Annotated in this window: 16 protein-coding genes and 1 pseudogene; 2 read left to right on the top strand and 15 right to left on the bottom strand. The window is 43.9% G+C overall.

The annotated features are described in order from the left end of the window. Nucleotides 1-9 precede the first annotated feature (9 nt). From A5870_RS05585 to A5870_RS05560, 6 genes and pseudogenes are all read right to left on the bottom strand, one after another. A complete protein-coding gene (locus tag A5870_RS05585; RefSeq protein ID WP_016613524.1) occupies nucleotides 10-282 on the bottom strand; it encodes a GNAT family N-acetyltransferase in 273 nt (90 codons plus the stop codon). Continuing rightward, nucleotides 270-548, bottom strand: a complete 279-nt coding sequence (locus A5870_RS05580; protein ID WP_170924025.1) for a (4Fe-4S)-binding protein — start codon at nucleotides 546-548, stop codon at nucleotides 270-272. The genes A5870_RS05585 and A5870_RS05580 overlap by 13 nt, the downstream gene beginning before the upstream one ends. Nucleotides 549-738: 190 nt before the next feature. Further along, nucleotides 739-2,931 (bottom strand): alpha-galactosidase, encoded by a 2,193-nt coding sequence (locus A5870_RS05575; RefSeq protein WP_086292077.1) that lies wholly within the window; start codon nucleotides 2,929-2,931, stop codon nucleotides 739-741. Between the two features lie 40 nt (nucleotides 2,932-2,971). Then, nucleotides 2,972-3,787: pseudogene (locus A5870_RS05570) on the bottom strand (carbohydrate ABC transporter permease); the annotation flags it as partial. Between the two features lie 2 nt (nucleotides 3,788-3,789). Further along, the gene (locus A5870_RS05565; protein WP_005225588.1) at nucleotides 3,790-4,665 is read right to left on the bottom strand and encodes a carbohydrate ABC transporter permease; all 876 of its coding nucleotides are present in this window, start codon (nucleotides 4,663-4,665) and stop codon (nucleotides 3,790-3,792) included. A gap of 61 nt (nucleotides 4,666-4,726) precedes the next feature. Continuing rightward, nucleotides 4,727-6,016, bottom strand: a complete 1,290-nt coding sequence (locus A5870_RS05560) for an ABC transporter substrate-binding protein (protein ID WP_086292076.1) — start codon at nucleotides 6,014-6,016, stop codon at nucleotides 4,727-4,729. Nucleotides 6,017-6,184: 168 nt separating this feature from the next. Between A5870_RS05560 and A5870_RS05555 the strand changes: the two genes are divergently transcribed. Both A5870_RS05555 and A5870_RS05550 read left to right on the top strand, forming a co-directional pair. Beyond that, nucleotides 6,185-7,708: a response regulator transcription factor gene (locus tag A5870_RS05555; protein WP_086292075.1), complete on the top strand. Its 1,524-nt coding sequence runs from the start codon at nucleotides 6,185-6,187 to the stop codon at nucleotides 7,706-7,708. After that, entirely contained in the window at nucleotides 7,705-9,408 is a 1,704-nt protein-coding gene (locus A5870_RS05550) for a sensor histidine kinase (RefSeq protein ID WP_086292074.1), read from the top strand. Before A5870_RS05555 ends, A5870_RS05550 begins: the two co-directional genes overlap by 4 nt. 106 nt (nucleotides 9,409-9,514) lie before the next feature. Here the strand turns inward: A5870_RS05550 and A5870_RS05545 are convergent, their stop codons facing one another. The 9 genes from A5870_RS05545 to A5870_RS05505 all read right to left on the bottom strand — a co-directional run bounded on the left by A5870_RS05545 (nucleotide 9,515) and on the right by A5870_RS05505 (nucleotide 20,186). After that, the gene (locus A5870_RS05545) at nucleotides 9,515-10,942 is read right to left on the bottom strand and encodes a 6-phospho-beta-glucosidase (RefSeq protein WP_086292073.1); all 1,428 of its coding nucleotides are present in this window, start codon (nucleotides 10,940-10,942) and stop codon (nucleotides 9,515-9,517) included. Nucleotides 10,943-10,958: 16 nt separating this feature from the next. Continuing rightward, the gene (locus tag A5870_RS05540; protein ID WP_086292072.1) at nucleotides 10,959-12,830 is read right to left on the bottom strand and encodes a beta-glucoside-specific PTS transporter subunit IIABC; all 1,872 of its coding nucleotides are present in this window, start codon (nucleotides 12,828-12,830) and stop codon (nucleotides 10,959-10,961) included. A gap of 115 nt (nucleotides 12,831-12,945) precedes the next feature. Next, nucleotides 12,946-13,782: a BglG family transcription antiterminator LicT gene (gene licT / locus A5870_RS05535; RefSeq protein ID WP_010747835.1), complete on the bottom strand. Its 837-nt coding sequence runs from the start codon at nucleotides 13,780-13,782 to the stop codon at nucleotides 12,946-12,948. A gap of 227 nt (nucleotides 13,783-14,009) precedes the next feature. Next, nucleotides 14,010-15,056 carry a hypothetical protein gene (locus tag A5870_RS05530; protein WP_170920121.1) on the bottom strand — a complete coding sequence of 349 codons (1,047 nt, stop codon included), beginning with the start codon at nucleotides 15,054-15,056 and terminating at the stop codon, nucleotides 14,010-14,012. A gap of 241 nt (nucleotides 15,057-15,297) precedes the next feature. Further along, on the bottom strand, nucleotides 15,298-16,113 hold the full coding sequence (locus tag A5870_RS05525) for a carbohydrate ABC transporter permease (protein WP_074932078.1): 816 nt from the start codon (nucleotides 16,111-16,113) through the stop codon (nucleotides 15,298-15,300). A 21-nt stretch (nucleotides 16,114-16,134) separates the two neighbouring features. Further along, the gene (locus A5870_RS05520; RefSeq protein WP_170924026.1) at nucleotides 16,135-17,019 is read right to left on the bottom strand and encodes a carbohydrate ABC transporter permease; all 885 of its coding nucleotides are present in this window, start codon (nucleotides 17,017-17,019) and stop codon (nucleotides 16,135-16,137) included. 30 nt (nucleotides 17,020-17,049) lie between these two features. Further along, nucleotides 17,050-18,360: an ABC transporter substrate-binding protein gene (locus A5870_RS05515; protein ID WP_086292070.1), complete on the bottom strand. Its 1,311-nt coding sequence runs from the start codon at nucleotides 18,358-18,360 to the stop codon at nucleotides 17,050-17,052. A 170-nt stretch (nucleotides 18,361-18,530) separates the two neighbouring features. After that, entirely contained in the window at nucleotides 18,531-19,643 is a 1,113-nt protein-coding gene (locus A5870_RS05510; RefSeq protein ID WP_086292069.1) for an NADH-dependent flavin oxidoreductase, read from the bottom strand. 171 nt (nucleotides 19,644-19,814) lie between these two features. After that, nucleotides 19,815-20,186 carry a MarR family winged helix-turn-helix transcriptional regulator gene (locus tag A5870_RS05505; RefSeq protein WP_081118156.1) on the bottom strand — a complete coding sequence of 124 codons (372 nt, stop codon included), beginning with the start codon at nucleotides 20,184-20,186 and terminating at the stop codon, nucleotides 19,815-19,817. Between the last annotated feature and the right edge of the window lie 205 nt (nucleotides 20,187-20,391).

Raw genomic sequence — 20,391 nt, 5'->3', positions numbered from 1 at the left:
TTGGTTGATTTATTGGTTCCAAACATCGGCATATTCTGGTTTGCGTTCAAATTCTTTTTTGGCAAAGGGACACAAAGGAATGATTTTCTTTTGTTCTTTGCGGGCTTTTTCCACCCCTTTTGCCACTAATTTTTCTGCCAATCCTTGCCCCCGATAGGCAGGATCGACAAAGGTATGATCAATGATCAAGCGCGTTTCACCCGCTTCCGACCAGGTCATTTCACCGATTTCTTTGTCACCGTCTTTTAACACAAATCGAGCATTTTCTTCTAAGATTTCCATGATTGTTCCTCCTTTAACACATACTTTAATGCACCGCTGGGGCAAGTTTGGATCACTTGTGCCGCTTGGGCTGCTTCCCCATTATCAGGAATCACCCAGGGACGCCGTCCAACTTCAAAAATGGCGGGATTGCCCCGCACACAATTACCGCTGTGGGTGCAGATCTCTTTGTTGTAATAAATATCGATCGCTTCGCCACGATACTTCCGATATCCTGCAGCGATCAACCCTTCTTCTGTTTCATTTGCTAGTGGCTGTTCGTCCATGTTGAACACCCTCCTCTTACTGATTGTCAGAAGCAAACTGCCTGCCTCCTCCTTCATCATACGACTTCTCGAGAAAAAAATAAATCATTTGTTCTAAAATAGCCTCTCAGTTGCCGATCATTAATTAAAAGCTTGCGTTAACACAATAAAGCGCCCCGTCAAAACTTGCTACTTTGACAGGACGCTTTTTTTATTCATGAGGTGCTTTTGCAACAAAATGAAACCGCTGCGTGGCATAATCCCCGGCTAAATGAGGATCGATATACAACCCGAGTTGCATCAATTCATCGCCACCGAAGCTCTCTCCCCCACTTTGATAGGTGAGGTCAGGATCAAGACCAGCCAGCTTTAAAGTAACCAATGGTGCAGAGGCTTCGGCTAAGACTCGGAAGTAAAAGACGATCGCTTCTTTTTTATCTGGAGAAACATACAGCCAGGCGGCGTCATTGCCTTCATAAGGGCTGAGTAGTCGAACAAAGCGGCCCAACTGCAGCAGGCGCCGATGTTTTTTATAAAAAGTGATTTGTTCTTTGATCTGTGCTTTTTCTTCTGCTGTCAGTTGTGTCAAATCAAGCTCATAGCCAAGCAAGCCGGACATCGCAGCATTGCCGCGAATCGCTAGATCCGTTGCCCGTTGGGTCTGATGGTTCGGGATCGCCGAGACATGCGCACCCATGGTGGATGGCGGATAGACCAGACTGGTTCCGTATTGGATCTTCAGGCGGGCGATGGCGTCGGTGTTGTCGCTGGTCCAAATCTGCGGCATATAATACAAGAAGCCAGCATCAAAGCGCCCGCCGCCACCAGAACAGCCTTCAAACAGGATCGTTGGATAGGCAGTGGTCAGTTTCTCGAGGAACTCGTACAAGCCCAGCAGATAGCGATGCGCGACCTCCCCTTGCTGGGCAGGATCGAGGAGCAAGGAATAGACATCCGACAGACTGCGGTTCATGTCCCATTTGATATAGTCGATGGCAACCGTATCAAACAGTTGGGATAATTGCTGATAGAGATGGTCTCTGACATCTTGTCGAGAAAAGTCCAACACATACTGACTGCGGCTTAGCGCCGGCTTGCGATTTGGTACTTGTAACAGCCAATCAGGGTGTTGTCGGTTCAGTTCACTGTCGCCCGAAACCATTTCTGGTTCCAGCCAAAGCCCGAATTGCAGCCCTTTGTCATGGACTTTTTGGGCAAATCCTGCCAAGCCAGAAGCTAGCTTGCCTTCGTTTTCAAACCAATCGCCTAATGAGGTTTGGTCATCTTCTCGCTGACCAAACCAGCCGTCATCCAAAACAAATAGTTCGATTCCCAGCTCCTTGGCTTCATCAACGAGGGCATCCAGCTTTTCTTCATTGAAATCAAAGTACGTTGCTTCCCAGTTATTGATTAGGATCGGCCGTTCTTGCTTTTTGTATTTGCCCCGAATCAAATGCTCATCATAAAAATCATGATAGGTGGCTGACAGCTGGTTCAAGCCAGCCTCACTATAAGCAATCACGGCTTCTGGGGCTTGAAAGCTTTCAGTTGGCGGCAATTGCCAGGCAAATTGATAGCTGTTGATCCCCATGATCACACGGGTTTGTTGATAAGGATCTTTTTCGATGATGGTTTCATGGTTGCCGCTATACAGCAAGCTAAAACCAAAACATTCCCCAGCAAACTCCGTAGCATTAGGTTCCAGCAAGACAGCAAAAGGATTTTGCTGATGGCTGCTGGAACCCCGCTTGCTGTCTAAACGCTTGATGCCGCGATGGATGGGTTCTCGGGTCACTTGACGTTCCTTCGCCCACGCCCCCGGCAAGTGGATCAAATCAAAGGGCCGGTTAGGAAAATCCAGCGCTTGACTCGCTAGCTGTTCGATGGTAACAGGCTGGTTTACGTGGTTGATCACTTTACTAGAGCGGACGATCACTGCCGCATCCTCAAAAATCGTGTAAAACAGCTGCAGTTCGAGTCCCGCCACGCCATCTTTTAAGGACAGAATCAGTGTTTCGACGCCGTCGTCGGCCCCATGGGTCTGAGGCAATCCTGCTAAGGCTGGTTTGCCTTGTTGAATCTGGTAATCACTAAAGACAAAATGGCTGACTCGGCTGCCGTCAGACTGGCGAATCGTATAGGCAGCTTCTCGAAAGTCCCCGAAACCATTACCAGGAAACTCCAGCATCAAGGTATCTAATGAAAAAAGCCGATCGCTGCTGTCTGGGGGATTAGGTGAAAAGGACCGATCAAGGCGTGGGTAGCGATAGCCACCAGAATAATGGGCGATTTTCTTCCCAAAATAAAGGTGCGCCACATTGCCCCCTTCCTCTATCTGTAAGAGATAGCTGATTTGATCGTTGCTTAAATGAAAGACGTTTAATTGTTTGTCAAAAAGAATCATATCGTACCCTCTACTTTGTATTTGTTTGCTGATGTCCCGCTTATTTCACGGATCCCAGCATCCCTTGGACAAATTGTTTTTGTAAAACGAAGAAAATGATGGCCGTCGGCAGTGTGGCGATCACGATGCCGCACATCATCATGCCATAGTCAGGTGTATAAGAAGCACCCATTGCTGAAAGAACCAGTGGAACGGTCCGTTTGTCTGGTGATTGCAGGGCAACTAATGGCCATAAATAATTGTTCCAGCTGCCCATAAACGTAATGATCGCGGCAGCTGCGTAGGTATTTTTAGCCGTAGGCATGTAGACTCTAAAGAAAATACTCAGTTCATTCAAGCCATCGATCCGAGCAGCTTCGACTAATTCTCTAGGGAATGCCTTGATGTTTTGGCGGAAAAAGAAAATCAAAAAGGCGGTACAGACCGAGGGCAAAATCACGACAGCGAAGGTATTGATCCCGATCGGTGTGCCGCTAAGCTTGCTGAACATCCGATAGAGCGGGATCATTAGAGCGGCAAAAGGCACCATCATCGACAGCAGTAGAATATTAAAGATGCGGTCTTTGGTTTTCGTTCGATAAATCTCAAAGCCATACCCTGCCATGGAGGAGAACAACAGCGCAAAGACGGTCGTAATCACGGCAATCACTGCGGAATTGCCTAATGCCCGAGTAAAATTCAAATCAGAAGAAAAGAGATTTTGGAAGTTGATGACCAACTGATCGCCAATCATGATTTTTCCAGCAACGATATCAAAGGTTTGATTGGTCATCCCTAGGATCATCCAAACAAATGGAAAAATGGAGATGAAAGCCAAAATCGCCAGAAAGACGTATTTTAAAGTGAGTGAGATTGTTTTCAATTTTCTTTTCCTCCTATTTTCGTTTGGATGATCGATAGGATCACGATCGCGATCACAATGACAAAGGAAACCGCGGCAGCATACCCAAAGTTTGGCGTGAATTTGTAACTTAAATTGTAGATGTATTGTGACAAGGTCGTCGTAGCATTGGCTGGTCCACCGCCAGTGATATTTTGAACTTCATCGAATAATTGCAGCGTACCGATCGTTGAAGTGATCGTGGTAAATAGGATGATTGGACGCAAGTTGGGAATCGTGATTTTGAAGAATTGATCCCATTTTGAAGCGCCATCGATCTCTGCCGCTTCATAAATACTTGGATCGATATTTTGCATGCCTGAGATGAAAAAGATCATATTGTAGCCGGTCCAACGCCAGGTGATGGCAAAAATGATCAGTACTTTTGCCCAAAAAGGATCCGTCAACCACTGGATCGGTGCATCGATCAGGTGTAGCTGCGTCAAAAAGTTATTGACTAACCCGTTTGCCGAAAAGAGACTTTTCATGATCAAGGAATAAGAAACCAAGGATGTGATACATGGTAAGAACAAGGCGGTGCGGAACAACCCTTTAAACTTCAATTTTTTGTCATTCAATATGTTCGATACGATCAGCGCCAAAAAGAGCATGATCGGAACTTGGACTAATAAGTATAAAAACGTATTGCCAAAGGCTTTTTTAAATGTTGAGTCGCTCAACATCCGCTGATAGTTGCCAAGACCGTTAAAGGTCATCGCTGTTGGTGGTCCTGATTGGAATGACGTGAACAATGCCGAGACCATCGGAATAAAGACCAGCATCGTGATCAAAATGACGGGTAAGGTAATAAAGGCATTGCCGTTTGCAAACCAATTTTTTGTTTTGTTTTTCATTGTAATTCCCCCTTAACACAGAAACTCGCGATCGCTCACGAGTTTCTGCAAAGTTGTTCGATTAGTTTGCAATTTGTGCTTCCACTTGTGATTGTGCTTCTTCTAATACTTTATCGATGTCTTCACCGTTGATCACTCGTTGCAAGCTTTCAGTCAAGACGGATTCAATGGCATAGGTGTGATTGCCGTAGTTCACGGCTGGAATTTCTTGTGACCATTGAGAGAAATCTTGGAAGACTTTTTGACCGCCATAGAAATCAAGACCCGACGTATATTCTTCCGTTTCTTCTGCAGCATTCATGGTTGAAACCAAACCGATCTCGGTAGCTAATGTACCCATCAATTCTTTGTTTGAAGCAAAGGTATTGGCTAAAAAGTCTTTGGCATTTTCTTCACCGTCAACCCCTTTGATCACGTACCAGCCAGCTCCACCGATGCTGGAAGCATTGACTGAATTGCTGTTGCCAGCGATAGATGGGATTGGAGCGATCGCCCATTTGCCGCTTTGATCTTCAGCCCCTTGAATTGTGCTAGAATACCACGCACCGGTTGGGGCAGAAGCAACATTCCCCGATTGAACGGCATTGACCCCGCCATCCCAATCAGAAACTTGTTCAACTAAGCCTTCATTCAACAATGTTGCCAAGACAGTTAGACCGGCTTTGAAGGATTCATTGTCTTTGATGGTCACGGTGGAGCCATCTTCACCGGTATACCATTCGCCTGCCGATTGCATAATGATTCGAGCCAAGCCAAGATCGCTTGGGTCTAACGACATCATAGCGTGACCCGTTTTTTCTTTGACATCTTTGGCAATGCTGATAAAATCATCCCAGGTAATATCTTGGAGATCCGCTTGCTCATAGCCTGCATCGGTCAAATAATCTGTGCGGTAAAATAGTCCTGCGACGCCACTGTCAAATGGCACCCCATAAATGACATCGTCGACTTTATTGACCGCAAATTTATAGCTGGAGAAATCCTCCTCATTCACGATATCCGTTAGATCACTAAACGCATCTGGATAAGAAGAAAGGTATCCTTGAATGCGGTAGTCTTCGATCAAAACGATATTTGGTAGTCCGTCCGTATTTCCAGATGCCAGACTCGTATTTAATTTTTGGACGATATCATCTTGCGACATCGTCACGACTTCCACATCGACATCTTGATTTTCATACACTTTTTTGGCTTCATTGACTGCCTTGATGTTGAAGGTCTCATCCCATGCCCAGACCGTGACTTTGTTTGAGGACTCGCCGGAATCACCAGAGCTTGTGTTGCTATTTCCGCAAGCCGCCAAAGTCAGCACTGCAGCCACCGTTACCATCGATGCAAGTAGTTTTTTCATTTTTATCCCTCTTTCCTTTTATTTACATGGCTAACTATACACTGATTTTGTAACCGTATTCAATGAATATGAAAGAGCTTACTAAATTTGTCCAAAAATAGAAAAAAGTTACAATACCTTTCTTTTTTGAAAGCGTTTATAATAAAGAAGAGATATAGGGGGGATACCATGACGATTTTACGCACGGTCTTAGTCGTTGATGATGAGGCAACGATCCGAGATGGATTGAAACATATGATACGTTGGGAGCAAGAAGGGTTCCGTCTCTTAGGCGATGCAGCGAACGGGCAAGAAGCATTGGCGCTGATCCATGAACTGAATCCCGACATCGTGATCACGGATTTGAAAATGCCACAAATGGACGGTCTTCAACTCACAACGATCATTCAACAACAATATCCAGAAGTCCATTTTTTGGTCTTGAGCAGCTACGATGATTTCCAATACGTCAGTCAGTCTTTTAGAAATGGTGCCGTAGATTATCTTTTAAAACCGACACTGACACCGACACTCTTGTTGAAAACGCTACACAACATCTCACAAAAGCTGTCACATACAAAAGGCTCCGTGACTGAGGAGACGCAACTGCAAGAATCGTTGAATCGCTATTTAGCAGGGTATGAAGAACCGTTGGCTCCTTTGGCGGACTACCTTGCATTGGATCAGCCGCAACAGCAAGCTCAAATTTTGACCACCAATTTTAGCGGCTTTCGTGCCAATGATCAGCTGCTGCATGCGTTGACAGAATTTACTCAATCACAACCGCAGGTAAAGACGCTCTTTTTTCAAACCAGTAACAAAGATGCCGGCTTAGTGATCAGTTATCCAGAAGGAACGGATGTTTATTCCTCCTTGAAAGAAACATTGGAGCAATTGCGTTTTACCGAGCCAGATGCCTTCTTTACTCTCAGTGTGCCCTTTCGAAAGATTGAACAGTTACGGGATCATTTTGTGACGCTTAAAGCCAAAAGCCAAGGACAATCGTTTTTTTATAAACGACAACGGCTGGTGCTAGAACAAGAACTCTTTTTGTACATTGAAAGTGATCGTTTTGATACCAAGAAGTTCTTACGGGCTTTGTTAGACAACAACTTTTTGCTAGGAATCACCAGAATCGAGGAATATTTCAATGACATGATCTTATCCAATGTCGATCCGACATTCTTAAAACAGCAGGCCAGCAGTATTTTTTACACGTTACTTTCCCGCTTGGAAGAAGAATTCCCCACTGCTCCACGCTTTAGCCGCTTAAAAGCTGAATTTTTGCATGCCATCGGTCACGTGCAGTATTTGGAAGATTTTTCTGATTTGTTGTTGGCGACCATTGATGATATTCGTCAACAGCTGACGACCTTATCACCATTGGATGAAGATGATCTACTCGTTGCGATTCAGCGCTTTATTCAAGACAACTACACCAAAAGCCTGTCTTTGTCTGAACTAGCTGAAACCTTTCACTTTAGTTACACCTATCTTTCGGCTTTTCTTTCTGCGAAACTGAAAATGAGCTTTTCTGAGTACGTAAAGAAAACCCGCTTGGAAAAAGCCAAAGAACTACTGACACAATCTGATCTGAACCTATCTGAAATCAGTGAAGCGGTCGGTTATTCAGATATCAGCTATTTTTCTCGCATCTTTAAGAAAGAATGTCAGGTCACCCCATCGAAGTATCGGCGGTTGAATCAATTATGAAAATCAACCAATGGATTCAGAAAAATGAATTATTCAGTCGGATCTTCCTCTTTGTTGTCGTCGGGGTCATCAGTGTTTGTCTGCTAACCGTCATCGTGATCTATGGTCGTTCGAAAGATGCCTATGTTGCCTCGTACCAAAGCTCCAATCATCTACTGCTGGAAAAAATCCAAGAAGATTATGAGCGTCTGAACGAGAATATCCATCGGATTTTTGATATCGTCGATGAAAGCAAAGCCGTTGAAACTTACTTAGAAGGCGACATGAATCAAGGGCGTACGATTTTAGAATTAAACGAGCAATTAAAAGACACTCGCTCTTTGTTTCAAGACATCCCCTCGAATTTAGTGTTGATTGGGGTCAACGGGGGCACTTTCTTTCAAAACGATGCGGTTCGCAATCAATCGGTGGATGAGTTTCTCGCCAGCGCCTTTGTTCAGCAGATCAATGACAATGACGCCATCAGTCAGTATTATTTCTTGGACCAAGGCTTAAGTACCTCCACCAGCGACTCCCCTGGCTTGATGTACGTGCGCAAATTAATGAAAGAAGAAACGATTTTCGGCTATGCCCTGATTTTCTTAAAGGAATCTGATTTTTCTTCGATCTATCGTCAACTCTTAGATACCAGTCTTCACTCGATCTATATCGTCAATGAGCAAAATCAAATTCTCTCCACTTCTGATCTGAGCCTTTTAGGCAAGCCATTTGAGGATCGTCTCATCACGGTCAAAAAAGATACCAGCATCAATCAGCTGCCCCTTTATTCGTATCACTTTACTTTTTATGATGTTTTGGATGAATCGCATCTGGTACGCAATATGAATCTGATCAAGCCAGCTCTTTTGATTTCTGTCGTCAGTATTTTACTCTTTAGTCTGCTGGCATTTTGGATCATCCGCAACATCACTCAACCGATTTATCAGCTGATCGCCAAGCTGCCGGCGGTCACGCAAGGCGATTTCAGCGACAAGGTCACCATCAACGGGACGTATGAAACGCGAGAATTGGGGCGTGCCTATAACTTGATGCTGGAGGACTTGGAATCTTATGTCGATCATTTAATGGTTACAGAAGCCGAAAAACGCAAGTTCGAGATTCGTTCACTGCAAATGCAGATCCAACCGCATTTTGTCTACAACACATTGACTGCTATCAAGTTTTTGATCTGGCAAAACGAACAAGAAGCCGCCACCCAAGCGATTGAAAGTTTTGTGCAATTGTTGCGGCATACCTTTAACCGCAAAGAGATCGTCCCTTTAAAGGATGAGCTAGCGATCGTGGAAGAATACCTCGTTTTAATGAACGTACGTTATGGCAATCGTATCCAATCGACGATTTTTTCAGAAGATGGCTGTGAAGATGTTCTCGTACCGAAGATGATATTACAACCGATTATCGAAAATGCCTACTTGCATGCCTTTCCCGAAGAGGATTCAGGATTGATCCAGATTTTTTCTCGCGTCAGTAAGGAAGTCCTGAAAATCGAGATCATCGATACGGGCATCGGGTTCAATGAAGAGCACCCAACTAGCACCGCCAACCACTTTGAACACTATTCGGGTATTGGCTTAGACAATATAGATCAGCGTATCAAGCTGCTCTATGGGGAAAAATATGGATTGACTGTAGAATCACGCATCAACGAAGGAACCACCGTTCGCTTGCTGCTGCCGATCCAACGGGAGGAATCAGAGTAATTTCTTTCATTAAATAACAAAAGCGCCAACAGAACCAGACTGCTTCCATGAGCAGTTCTGTTCCGCTGGCGTTTCTTTCCTTAATGATAATCGTTAGTTAACTGACTTAAGCCAAATCTTCTCCATTTGAGGCAATCACTTTTTTGTACCAATAAAAAGATTGCTTCTTGCTGCGGGCTAATGTGCCATTGCCTTCATTGTCGCGATCGACATAGATATAGCCATAGCGTTTCTTCATTTCTCCGGTTCCTGCTGAAACCAAATCGATACAGCCCCATGAAGTATAGCCCAAAAGTTCCACACCGTCTTGGTCAATGGCTTCTTTCATCGCAGCGATATGCGCACGTAAATACTCGATGCGATACACATCATTGATTTTTCCATCTTCGTTTGGTGTATCCACCGCTCCTAGACCATTTTCGACGATGAAAAGCGGTTTTTGGTAACGATCATAAAGATCATTCATCGTGATCCGCAAACCAAGCGGATCAATCTGCCAGCCCCATTCCGACGCTTCTAAATACGGATTTTTAATGGTCGGGAACAAGTTGCCTTCCGTTTTCTCAACACCGGAATCTTCTGAAGCAGCGACCCGAGAGGCATAGTAAGAAAAGGAAATAAAATCAACGGTATGGGCTTTTAATAAAGCCGCATCTTCGGCGGTTTGTTCCAAAGTGATTCCTTTTTCCGCTAGCATCTTCAAACCATAATTTGGATATTCTCCTCGCGATTGCACATCGATAAAGAAATAGTTGCCGCGATCGCTTTTTTTGCTTTCCCAGACATCTTTCGGATTGCAGCTGTAAGGATAATAACTAGCCGCTGCCAGCATACAGCCTACTTTGTTTTCTGGATCGATCTCGTGGGCGATTTTTGTTGCCAACGCACTAGCGACTAACTCATGATGAGCAGCTTGGTATTTAATTTGTTCTTCATTTTCGCCTACAGCAAAGGTCAGCCCTGCACCGAGAAATGGGGCATGCAAGATCATATTGATTTCGTTAAAGGTCAGCCAGTACTTCACCAATCCTTTGTATCGAGTGAAGATCGCCCGACAAAGGTTTTCGTAAAAGGCAATCATCTTACGGTTGCGCCAACCGCCATATTCTTTGATCAGATGGATTGGACAGTCAAAATGCGTGATCGTCACCAAGGGCTCGATTTGGTATTTACGGCACTCTAAAAAAAGTTCTTCATAAAAGCGCAAGCCTTCTTCATTAGGGGTTTCTTCATCCCCCTTCGGAAAAATTCTTGACCAAGCAATCGATAAACGATAGGTTTTAAAGCCCATCTCCGCAAACAAGGCGATATCTTCTTTGAAATGATGGTACATATCGATCGCTTCTTTTGCCGGATAGAAATACCCTTCTTCAAAGGCAAGCATCTCACGCTTGCCGGTAATGACTGCTCGGCGGTCCTTGCCAGTCGGAATTACATCGACATTAGCAAGTCCACGTCCCCCTTGATCAAACCCGCCTTCACATTGATTGGCGGCTGTTGCGCCGCCCCATAAAAAGTTTTCTGGAAATCCCATGTCTTCTTCTCCTTTTTTAGCCGATCACTTTGATGATTTGATCGCCAAATGTGATCGGACCACTGTTTGCCGTCAAAATGTCCCCCACTTCTGCACTGTTGGTGATAACGATCGGCGTGATTACTGGATAGCCTTTTTCTTTGATAAACTCGATATCAAACGTAATTAATGGGTCACCAACTGATACTTTCTGCCCTTTTTCTACTTGATAGGCATAGCCTTCACCATTTAATTGCACTGTATCGATCCCCACGTGGATCAATAGTTCAATGCCTTCCTCACTAGTCAAGCCAATAGCATGTTTTGAATCAAAGACTGCTGTGACAGTCCCGTTTACTGGAGCTAGCACTTCTCCGACGGTTGGCTCAATCGCTACCCCTTGGCCAAGAATCTCTTCCGAAAACATGCCGTCATTGACTGCTTGCAAGCTTTTTAGTTCCCCTATTAAAGGTGCTTTGATCTCTGCGCCGCTGATTTGATGTGCGGGTTCTTGCGCTTTGTCTGCCGGTGTTGCTTCAGGTGCTTCTTCTGTAACAGGGTCTTTGTATAAGAATAATGTCGCAATAAATGTGACCACAATACTGATTGCGGCACCGATACAGGCATTGGTCAAATGGCGTAAGGTGTCATCGCCGATATAGCTTGGCAAAGTCAATAGGCCTGGTGAACCGCCTGAGAAATTGCGAACACGCATGATTCCCATAAATAGACCACCAAATCCGCCACCGATCATTGCTGCATACAAAGGTGTTTTAAACCGCAAATTGACCCCATACAACGCCGGTTCAGTAATACCGAATAGCCCAGTCAGACCAGCAGAAAATGCCAATTGTTTGATCGTAGAATCTTTTGATTTGAAACCAACGCCGATAGCTGCAGCTCCCTGACTGACGTTTGAAGCCAGCATGCCAGGATAGATCACTGTGTCGTAGCCGGCAGTCATTCGATTATTGATTCCGATAGGCACTAACCCATAATGGGTACCAGTTGCCACGAACAATGGCGTGAAGGCACCAATCAGTAATGGAACGATCCATGGGCTGACCGTTTCTAGGGCTTGGATCCCTGCAGAGATCGCTTCACTGATCATGTAGCCTAGCGGGCCTAAAGCAACTAATGCGACTGTTCCTACGACGAAGATCGTTAGCAACGGTTTGCTAAAGAATTTGATTGCCTTTGGTGAGACTTTATCGGCAATCGGTTCAACATAAGACATAAACCAAACACTTAAGATGATTGGAATCACCGATGATGAATAACTCACTGGTGAAATCGGTAAGCCGAACAAATGGATGCCGCCGCCTGACTCATTGACTGCTGTCACCATTGCGATAAAGTTCGGATGGAGTAAAATCCCCCCCACCATCATAGCTAAATACATATTGGCTTTGAATTTTTGTGCAGAAGAAGCAGCCAGCAAAATAGGCAAGAAGTAGAACGCCGCATCCGCCATAAAGTTTAGGATTTGGTAGCTTTGACTTTCTGCCGTCAAAACATTAAAGACCACCAGCAATGAAAGAACTGCTTTTAGCATCCCAGCTGCTGTGATGGCTGGCAAGATTGGGGTGAAGATCCCGGTGATCGTATCGATGACTTTTGCCACACGTCCGCGATCGTCTTCTGCTGTTTCTTGGTCACTGTTTAAATTGGTTTGGGCAGTGATTTCGTTGTAGACATTGCCAACATCACTGCCGATGATTACTTGGTATTGCCCACCTTTATTGACCACACCCATGATCCCTGGTGTATGTTTTAAAGTACTTTCTTGGGGTTTGCTGTCATCTTTCAAGTTGAACCGCAAGCGGGTCGCACAATGGGTCAAGCTTTGGATATTTTCTTCCCCGCCAACATTGGTGATGATCGTTTTTGCTAACTCTTTGTAATTCATGTCGTTCCTCCTATTTTGGTCTTTCGTTTGCTTTTTGTGTGTCAAACCATAAAAAAATACCTAAACAAACCCCTTGGGAGTTCATTTAGGTATAGCCTGCAATCCAGTAACAATCCTAAGCACTTGTTATTCGTTTGATGTGTATAGTTAAATAGATCAATTCGTCTTCTTCTAACGGTCTACCGAATTCTTTGTTGATGTAGTCGCTAATTTTCAGTGCACACGCATATTCCTTCATGTAGCGGTCTTTCAACATAAAAATAAAACTGCCGGTTCCTGCATCATCGAGCTTTGTTCCGCTGAATAAGCGCTGCACAAAAAATTTCAAATGGGTCACAAAGCGTTCGTAGTTCAATGAATACTCATCAAGCTCCATTGAAAAATGATATTTGACGATGTTCAGGATATGCTGAATGATCTTCGCCATTTCCGATACTTGACTGACCTGCGCCATATCCAACTCCGCATTGACGATATGTAGCGCAATGAAGCCGGCTTCATCTTCTGGCAGCTCGATCGCCAAGCGATTTTTGATGATCGATAACGCTTCTTTGCCAATGAGGTATTCATGGTTATAAAACCGCTTGATCTCCCATAGCAAGGCATTTTTGATTTCCATGCCATTTTGATAGCGCTCGATAGCATAATTGATATGATCGGTCAGCGTCAGAAATAATTTTTCGCTCAATTTTTTCCCAAGGGAAACTTTTGCAAAACTGATGATCTCATTCGCTGCTTGAATATGTTCGATAGGGATAGAAGAAAGTAATTGGGTTAGTTTTGTGACATTCCACTCTTGTGTACTGAGATAGACTTTTTCAATCTTGGTATCGTCGATCACATCGCCTGGCTTTTTCTTAAAGCCTAAGCCTTTGCCCATGACGACCAATTCTTGTTTTTCCTCATTCTCAGAAATCACAATGTTGTTATTGATCACTTTTGTTACGTTCATTTTAACGACCCTATTCTTCTTTAGATTTCTTCACACAAAAAAATAGGTATAGCCCACCTAAAGCGGTAACAATCCTCAGAGCCAGTGTAGCATGAGAAAAATCACTCGTCAATGGGGATTTTTAACCGCTTGTTTAAAAGCAGAAAACAGCGCTGCTGCCATTTGAGTCTTTGGCAGAACGCTGTTAACTGGTTTATGGCTCACTAACTCTCTTTGTGAGAGATGAATTAGATACGATTTTCGTGGTCAGCAGTTTTGACTAAGTTTGCACCCACCATACCACCGATTGACGTAAGAACGAGTCCTAAGACCATTGCCACAAAGCCCCAAATGGATGCTTTGGCTGTTGCATCACTTGCTTCTTCCGCTTTTTGACGAGCGTCTTCCACTGCTTGGTCAATGTCTTGTTTGGCTTGTTCAAGATTTTGTTGTGCATTTTCGATTTGTTTTTGCGCTTCATCAGAAGCATCTTGTAAGCCGTTCACGATATTGTTCGTTGCTTCTTCTGCTTCTTGTTGGCTTAGCTCTGTGTTTTGAGCCACTGCATTTGAGATTGCTTCTTTATCGACTGAATCACCGATCGTTGTAGCACGGTCTTGCAATTTACTTGCTAAATCATCAATGATTTTGTCGGCATCATTGGGATTCGTTGCAATGTCTTTGCCAGCATCTTTGATATCATTTGTCGCGTCAGACAATTGGTTTTGCAAGTAGTCTGGTTGCAATTCCGGAACATCGGTATCTTGTAAAACATCATTGACATTCGCTTGTAATTCATCTGTGTTGACGTCTTCCATGTTTCCTGTTATTTCATCGAAGGCTTTTGAAGCGACATCGCCAGCACCTGAGGCAACTGTTTCAACGCCACTGCCAACAGCAGAAGCAACGTTTCCTAAAAGTGAACCGACTACAGAAAATGCACCGATCGTTAAGTAAGAGAGCATAACCATCATCACGATCATACTGGTTGCCCATGTTAAGAAACCATGAACCAATCCAACACGTCGAGCCGCCACACCTGAAACAAAACCTGCACCGAATAATGCCAAGACAAAGGTAATGACTGTCCAAATCAATAATCCTGTACCCACACCATCTAATGGATTATTTGATGTTGGTTCCACCAAACCAAAACCGATTGCTGAGCCAATCATTGACAGTGTCATGAACAATGCGATAAATGTTACGACCCCTGCAAAGATAGACCCCCAAGACAAATTGTAGCCTGCCTCCCGCTCATCTGAACCTAAATAATTTCTGAATCCTCTTTTCATCATTACATCCCCTTTTTGTTTTTTTAACCTGTATTCAGTCTAACAACTGATTGTTTTTTTATCAATCAACTCGACTTGCGCTATCTTTTTGTAAGAAAAATGAATGATTCTGAATTGTTTGACTATTTATTAAAATAATGCCTCTCACTGCAATTGTTTTTTATCTGGGGAAAGCTATTTCACCCCCTGCGTTAAGCCTTCCCCAACCTTTTGGAGAAGTAGCCAAGCTGGTTATTGCTACTTATAGTTTCAAAGAACCGGTCATGCCTTTCACAAAACCTTTTTGCATAAACAAAAACAATACCAACGTTGGGATCGTTGCAATCACGATCGCCAGCATTTGAACGCCATAATTTGGTACGTAACTGGCTGACGATAAATTGGAAATCAGCAATGTCATGGTTTGACGACTTTCCGTTTGCAAAAAGACCAAGGGTAGCAAATAACTGTTCCATGCGTTCATAAAGGCGTAGATGGCAGCGGCAGCATAGGTCGAGCGCATCATAGGAAAAACGATTCGGAAAAATATCGTGTACTCTGTTGCCCCCTCGATGCGACTCGCATCTAAAATACCGTCAGGAAAAGACTTGAAGTTCTGGCGAAAAAAGAAAATCAGAAACAGGTTATTGACCAAAGGCAAAATGACCGCCACGTGCTGATTGACTAGCTGCATTCCTGCCATCATCTTAAACAAAGGGATCACCAAAGTTGCCAGTGGCACCATCATACATAACAGAAAAACCGCATAAATCCCTTCACTCGCCCGCGTTCGAAACTTCTCAAATCCAAAGGCAGCCAAAGAAGTGACCAGTAGACTGACGAGGACGGTGATCAATGAAATCTTGATGGAATTCCACATGATCAATGGGATGTCGTAATTGCTGAACAGCACCTGAAAATTGCTTGCTAACTGATTCCCAAAAGTCAGCTTCCCTTCGGCAACTTGATTGGCGGTATTGGTAGAGCCCACCATCATCCAGTAAAACGGAAAAATCGAAAAAAATGAGACGATCAGTAAAAATCCATATTTGATGCATCCACCTAAAGTAACTTTCATAGCTGCTCCTTTCTATCGCTTTTATTGATTCGTTTTCGAGAGTTTCAACTGGATCACAGATAAAAGAGCGATGATGATCACTAAGACCCAAGAAAGCGTAGCCGAGTACCCAAAGTTTGACGTATAGACAAAGGAGTGATTATAGATCAGTTGGGCGACAGTCAACGTCTCATTGGATGGGCCACCACCTGTTAGATTCACCACTTCATCAAAGAGCTGGATCGTCCCAATGGTGGAGGTGATGGTTGTGAAAACGATCACCGGCTTCAGTTGCGGGATCACTACGAAAAAGAACTTTTGAAACCCATCCGCTCCATCGATCGCAGCAGCTTCTAAGGTGTCATCCGAGATATTTTGCAATCCTGCCAAATAAAAAATCATGTTATAGCCTGTCCAACGCCAGCACAACGCAATAATAACGGTCAGTTTTGCTAGAAGCGGATTATTTAGCCAATCTAGCGGTTGCGTGATCAAGCCAATGTTCAGCAGCCCTTGATTAACGATCCCGCCAATTTGAAACATCATTTTAAATAAAACTGCATAGGAAACCAACGAGGTGACACAGGGTAGAAACAACGCTAATTTAAAGAAGGAGCGTCCTACAAGTTTCGGCGTGTTCAAAACAAACGCTAGCAGAAGACCCAACAACACCATGATCGGTACTTGAAAGATCAGAAAGATAAAATTATTGAGTAAAGCTTTTTGAAAAATCGTATCCTGCAGCATGCGTAGGTAATTGCCGAAGCCGACAAAAACCGATTGCAGTCCCTGCATCCGATGCAGGGAAAGGTATAAGGAATAGACGATGGGATACAGCAAAAAGACACTACTGAATACTAAAGAAAGGCCAATAAATCCCCAGACTTGTTGGTTTTTGGGGCTCTTTTTTCTGATCGTATTTTGCATATTCATCACTCCTTAAGTAACACAAGTCGGCTATTCGCCGACTTGCATCTTGTAGGTGTTTTCTGCTTCCGTCAACATGTCATCTAAGGACATGGCACCATCAAAATAGCTTTGCATTCCCCCACGCAAGGCATCTACTGCCGCTTGGGTATTTACCCCGTAATCAACGGCGGGGATGTCCGCCATCCAACTGGAGAAATCTTTATAGATTGGGGCGTCATTAAAGAAAGGATCTTCATATTGATAAGCTTCTCCTTCTTGTGAGGGTAGGTAAGTCCCCACTGCCCCATTTTCTACTAAAATCTCTTGATAGAATTCATCATTTCCAGCAAATTCTTGTTTGAGAAAATCAATGGCCAACGCTTTATTTGGTGAGTCATTGAGCACCAACCAGCTAGAACCACCCAAGTTCGAGTAAGGTGTCGCTCCAGACACTGCCTCTAATTGAGGAAGATTCGTATAGCCCCATTTTCCTTTTTGATCTTCTGCGGAGCGGATCGTCGCTGAAAACCAGATGGCTGAATTGACTGCTGCCACTTCTCCACTCGTCACTGCACCGATCCCTTCTGGCGCAAAATAATCTACTGGTTTTGCCAACTCTTTTTCTTCGATCGTCTTCAGGATCGGCAGCATTTCACGAATAGCAGGATTGTCTTTCAAAAATATGTTTCCGTCTTCATCAAAATACCATAATCCGGCTGACTGCATCGCCATCTGGATATAATGAGTGCCGCGATTTGGAATAAACGCAACGAACCATTTCCCCGTTTTTTCTTTGACTGTCTCACCAATCTCCACAAATTTGGACCAGGTTAGATTGGTGAGTTCACTTTCATCGATCCCCGCTTCACTTAAATAATCTTTGCGGTAGTAGAGTCCAGCAGAACCTGAATCAAAAGGAACCGCATAAACGCCTTCTTGATAGGTCGCATTCGTTACTTTGTAAGGAGCAAATTGGTCAAAGTCGATGTCTTCCGATAATTCTGCAAATTTTCCTTCGTAGTTCAGCAAATAGTTCTGCACATCATAGTCATCCATCAAAACAATGTCTGGCAAACCTTCGGAGACCCCTGAAGTAAAGGATGAAACCATTTTTTGTTTGGTATCCTCGTTGGACATCTCGAGGACATTAAGGTCGATTGCATCATTGTCCGCATTGTAATATTCCCCAGCTTTTTCCATAATTGGAATATTAAAATTTGTGTCCCAAGCCCAAACAGTCAGCGTATTCTCATCTGTACTGGCAAAATCTTGTGAATCTGCTGTTTCTTGATTTCCTCCACAACCAGCGAACAACACCCCTGTGACAATTACTAGCAAAAACAAGCTACTTTTTTTCATTTTTCTCCCTCCAATATGATTCTCTCCTCATCCCCATCAGCATAAAAATAAAGCAAACGCTTACCATTACATCAATTATAAAGAATGATGTTCATAATTGAAAATAATCGGATCGTTCCTCTCCTTCTATCAAAAAACCACCTTCGCCCAAGGCAAAGGTGGTTGTCTGCTTATTTTTCTTCATTTAGGCGATCTGGCATCATGTTTTCCATAAAACCCCAAACGCCGTTTTGTAATACGAGTTCCTCACGTTCGTAAGTAGAAACCGTGGTGCGGATCAACGCATCTTGACCGTCTAAGACTTTTTGTCCCCAATGAGGATCGATCAACAATGCCCGGCCCACTGCTACAAAGTCTGCATGTTCTAGCAAGCCCGCGGCATCTTTCGACGTTCGGACATCCCCTACACCAATCAAAGGAACCCGCTGAGCGATTTTTTCATAGACATACGCCAACATCGATTTTGCTTGGTACGCTTTTGAAATCGATTTACGGGTATAATCCGCAAGAGAAATGTGCAGATAGTCTAAACCTTTTTCTGCCAGTTGGTCTACTAAGAACAACGTATCTTCAAAGCGAATCCCTGGTTCTTCGAATTCTTCCGGAGAAAACCGATAACCGACGATAAACTCCTTCACACCTGATTGGTCTACTGTTTCCAACACTTCATCGACGAGCTTCTCAATAAAACGATAACGGTTCTCTAGTGAGCCACCCCATTCATCGGACCGACGATTTGAGTGAGGAGAAAAGAATTGTTGGATCAAATACGTATTGGCTCCGTGGAGTTCTACGCCATCAAACCCCGCCTTGATCGCCCGTTCGGTAGCTTTTTTAAAGTTTTCAATAATCGCTAATATCTCAGCCACCGTAACTTCCCGGGGAACTTGGGCATTTGGTCGTTCAGCTGCAACTGCGCTGGCAGAAATCGGTTGTGTACCTCGTAGAACCGAGTCATCCGTCATCCGACCGGCATGAAAAATCTGTAAAATGGCTTTGGTCCCATTGGTTTTGATGGTGCTAGCCAATGTGCTTAATCCAGGTAAAAAGGCATCGTCGTAAGCGCCTAATTCCCCTTCCCAGCCTTTGCCATCTTCTTGGACATTGGCTGCCGCTGTGATGACTGCTCCGACTTCCCCGGAGCGTAAGCCATAGTATGCCAACTCATCTTTCGTAATCACCCCATCAAAGAAGGACATCTTGGTCGTCATTGGTGCCATGATAATTCGATTTTTCAACTGCAATCCGCGCTTAAATGTTGCTTTATCTGTTACATTTCGCATGGGTTTCCCACCTTTTCCATTGGATTCATATCGCTTTGTAGATCTGATTGGCTTGGTTTTCTAAGGAGATCCTTAAAGCAAATTGGTGCATTTTCTTCTCTTTTGCCAAAATATACATGCACATGCATCTATATTACAAAAGAATCAATGAGAAAACAAGTGAAACCTTCGTTAGTCCATCATTTCCTCCAAGACTTTTTCAAAAACGACTTTTGATCGCTGCAGTTTCTTTTCCCCTAATTGGGTCAAATCAATATAGATCCCTCGCTTATCATCTTGACAAGAATGCCGTTCGATCACACCGCACAGCTTGTCTTCCATGCGCATGATCATGCGTGACATCGCACTTTGACTCAAATCAAAATGAGCGATCAAATCATTGAGGCGCATGCTATGATTGGGGGTCTTTTCTAAGTAATAAAGTACGTAATACTCATTCAAAGACAGATTGCTTTCTGCTTTGAGAACTTGCTCCAAGCGAGCTTCAATCGCTTGATGCTGATTCGTAAAGGCTAGCCATTGCCCCATCCGTTCTTTTTCCATCCTCTTCACCACCCATTCTTCTATACCAAGGTATTTTAATCTAGATCCCTGCGTTACGCAAGCCGCCAGAAAGCTTCGCCAGTATGGCTGACACTTTATTATACAAAACTAGCCAGCTGCGGCGGACGTTAATGAGTTTTTTATGATAGCAAGGATGAAATATTCAGCAAAAACTTCCTGTTCTTTCTCAATATTCTATACTACA

This window comes from Enterococcus sp. 2G9_DIV0600 (genome assembly GCF_002140615.1).
Taxonomy (GTDB): domain Bacteria; phylum Bacillota; class Bacilli; order Lactobacillales; family Enterococcaceae; genus Enterococcus_D; species Enterococcus_D innesii.
Note: the sequence above shows the minus strand (reverse complement) of the source record. Positions and strands in the feature narration are given on the sequence as shown.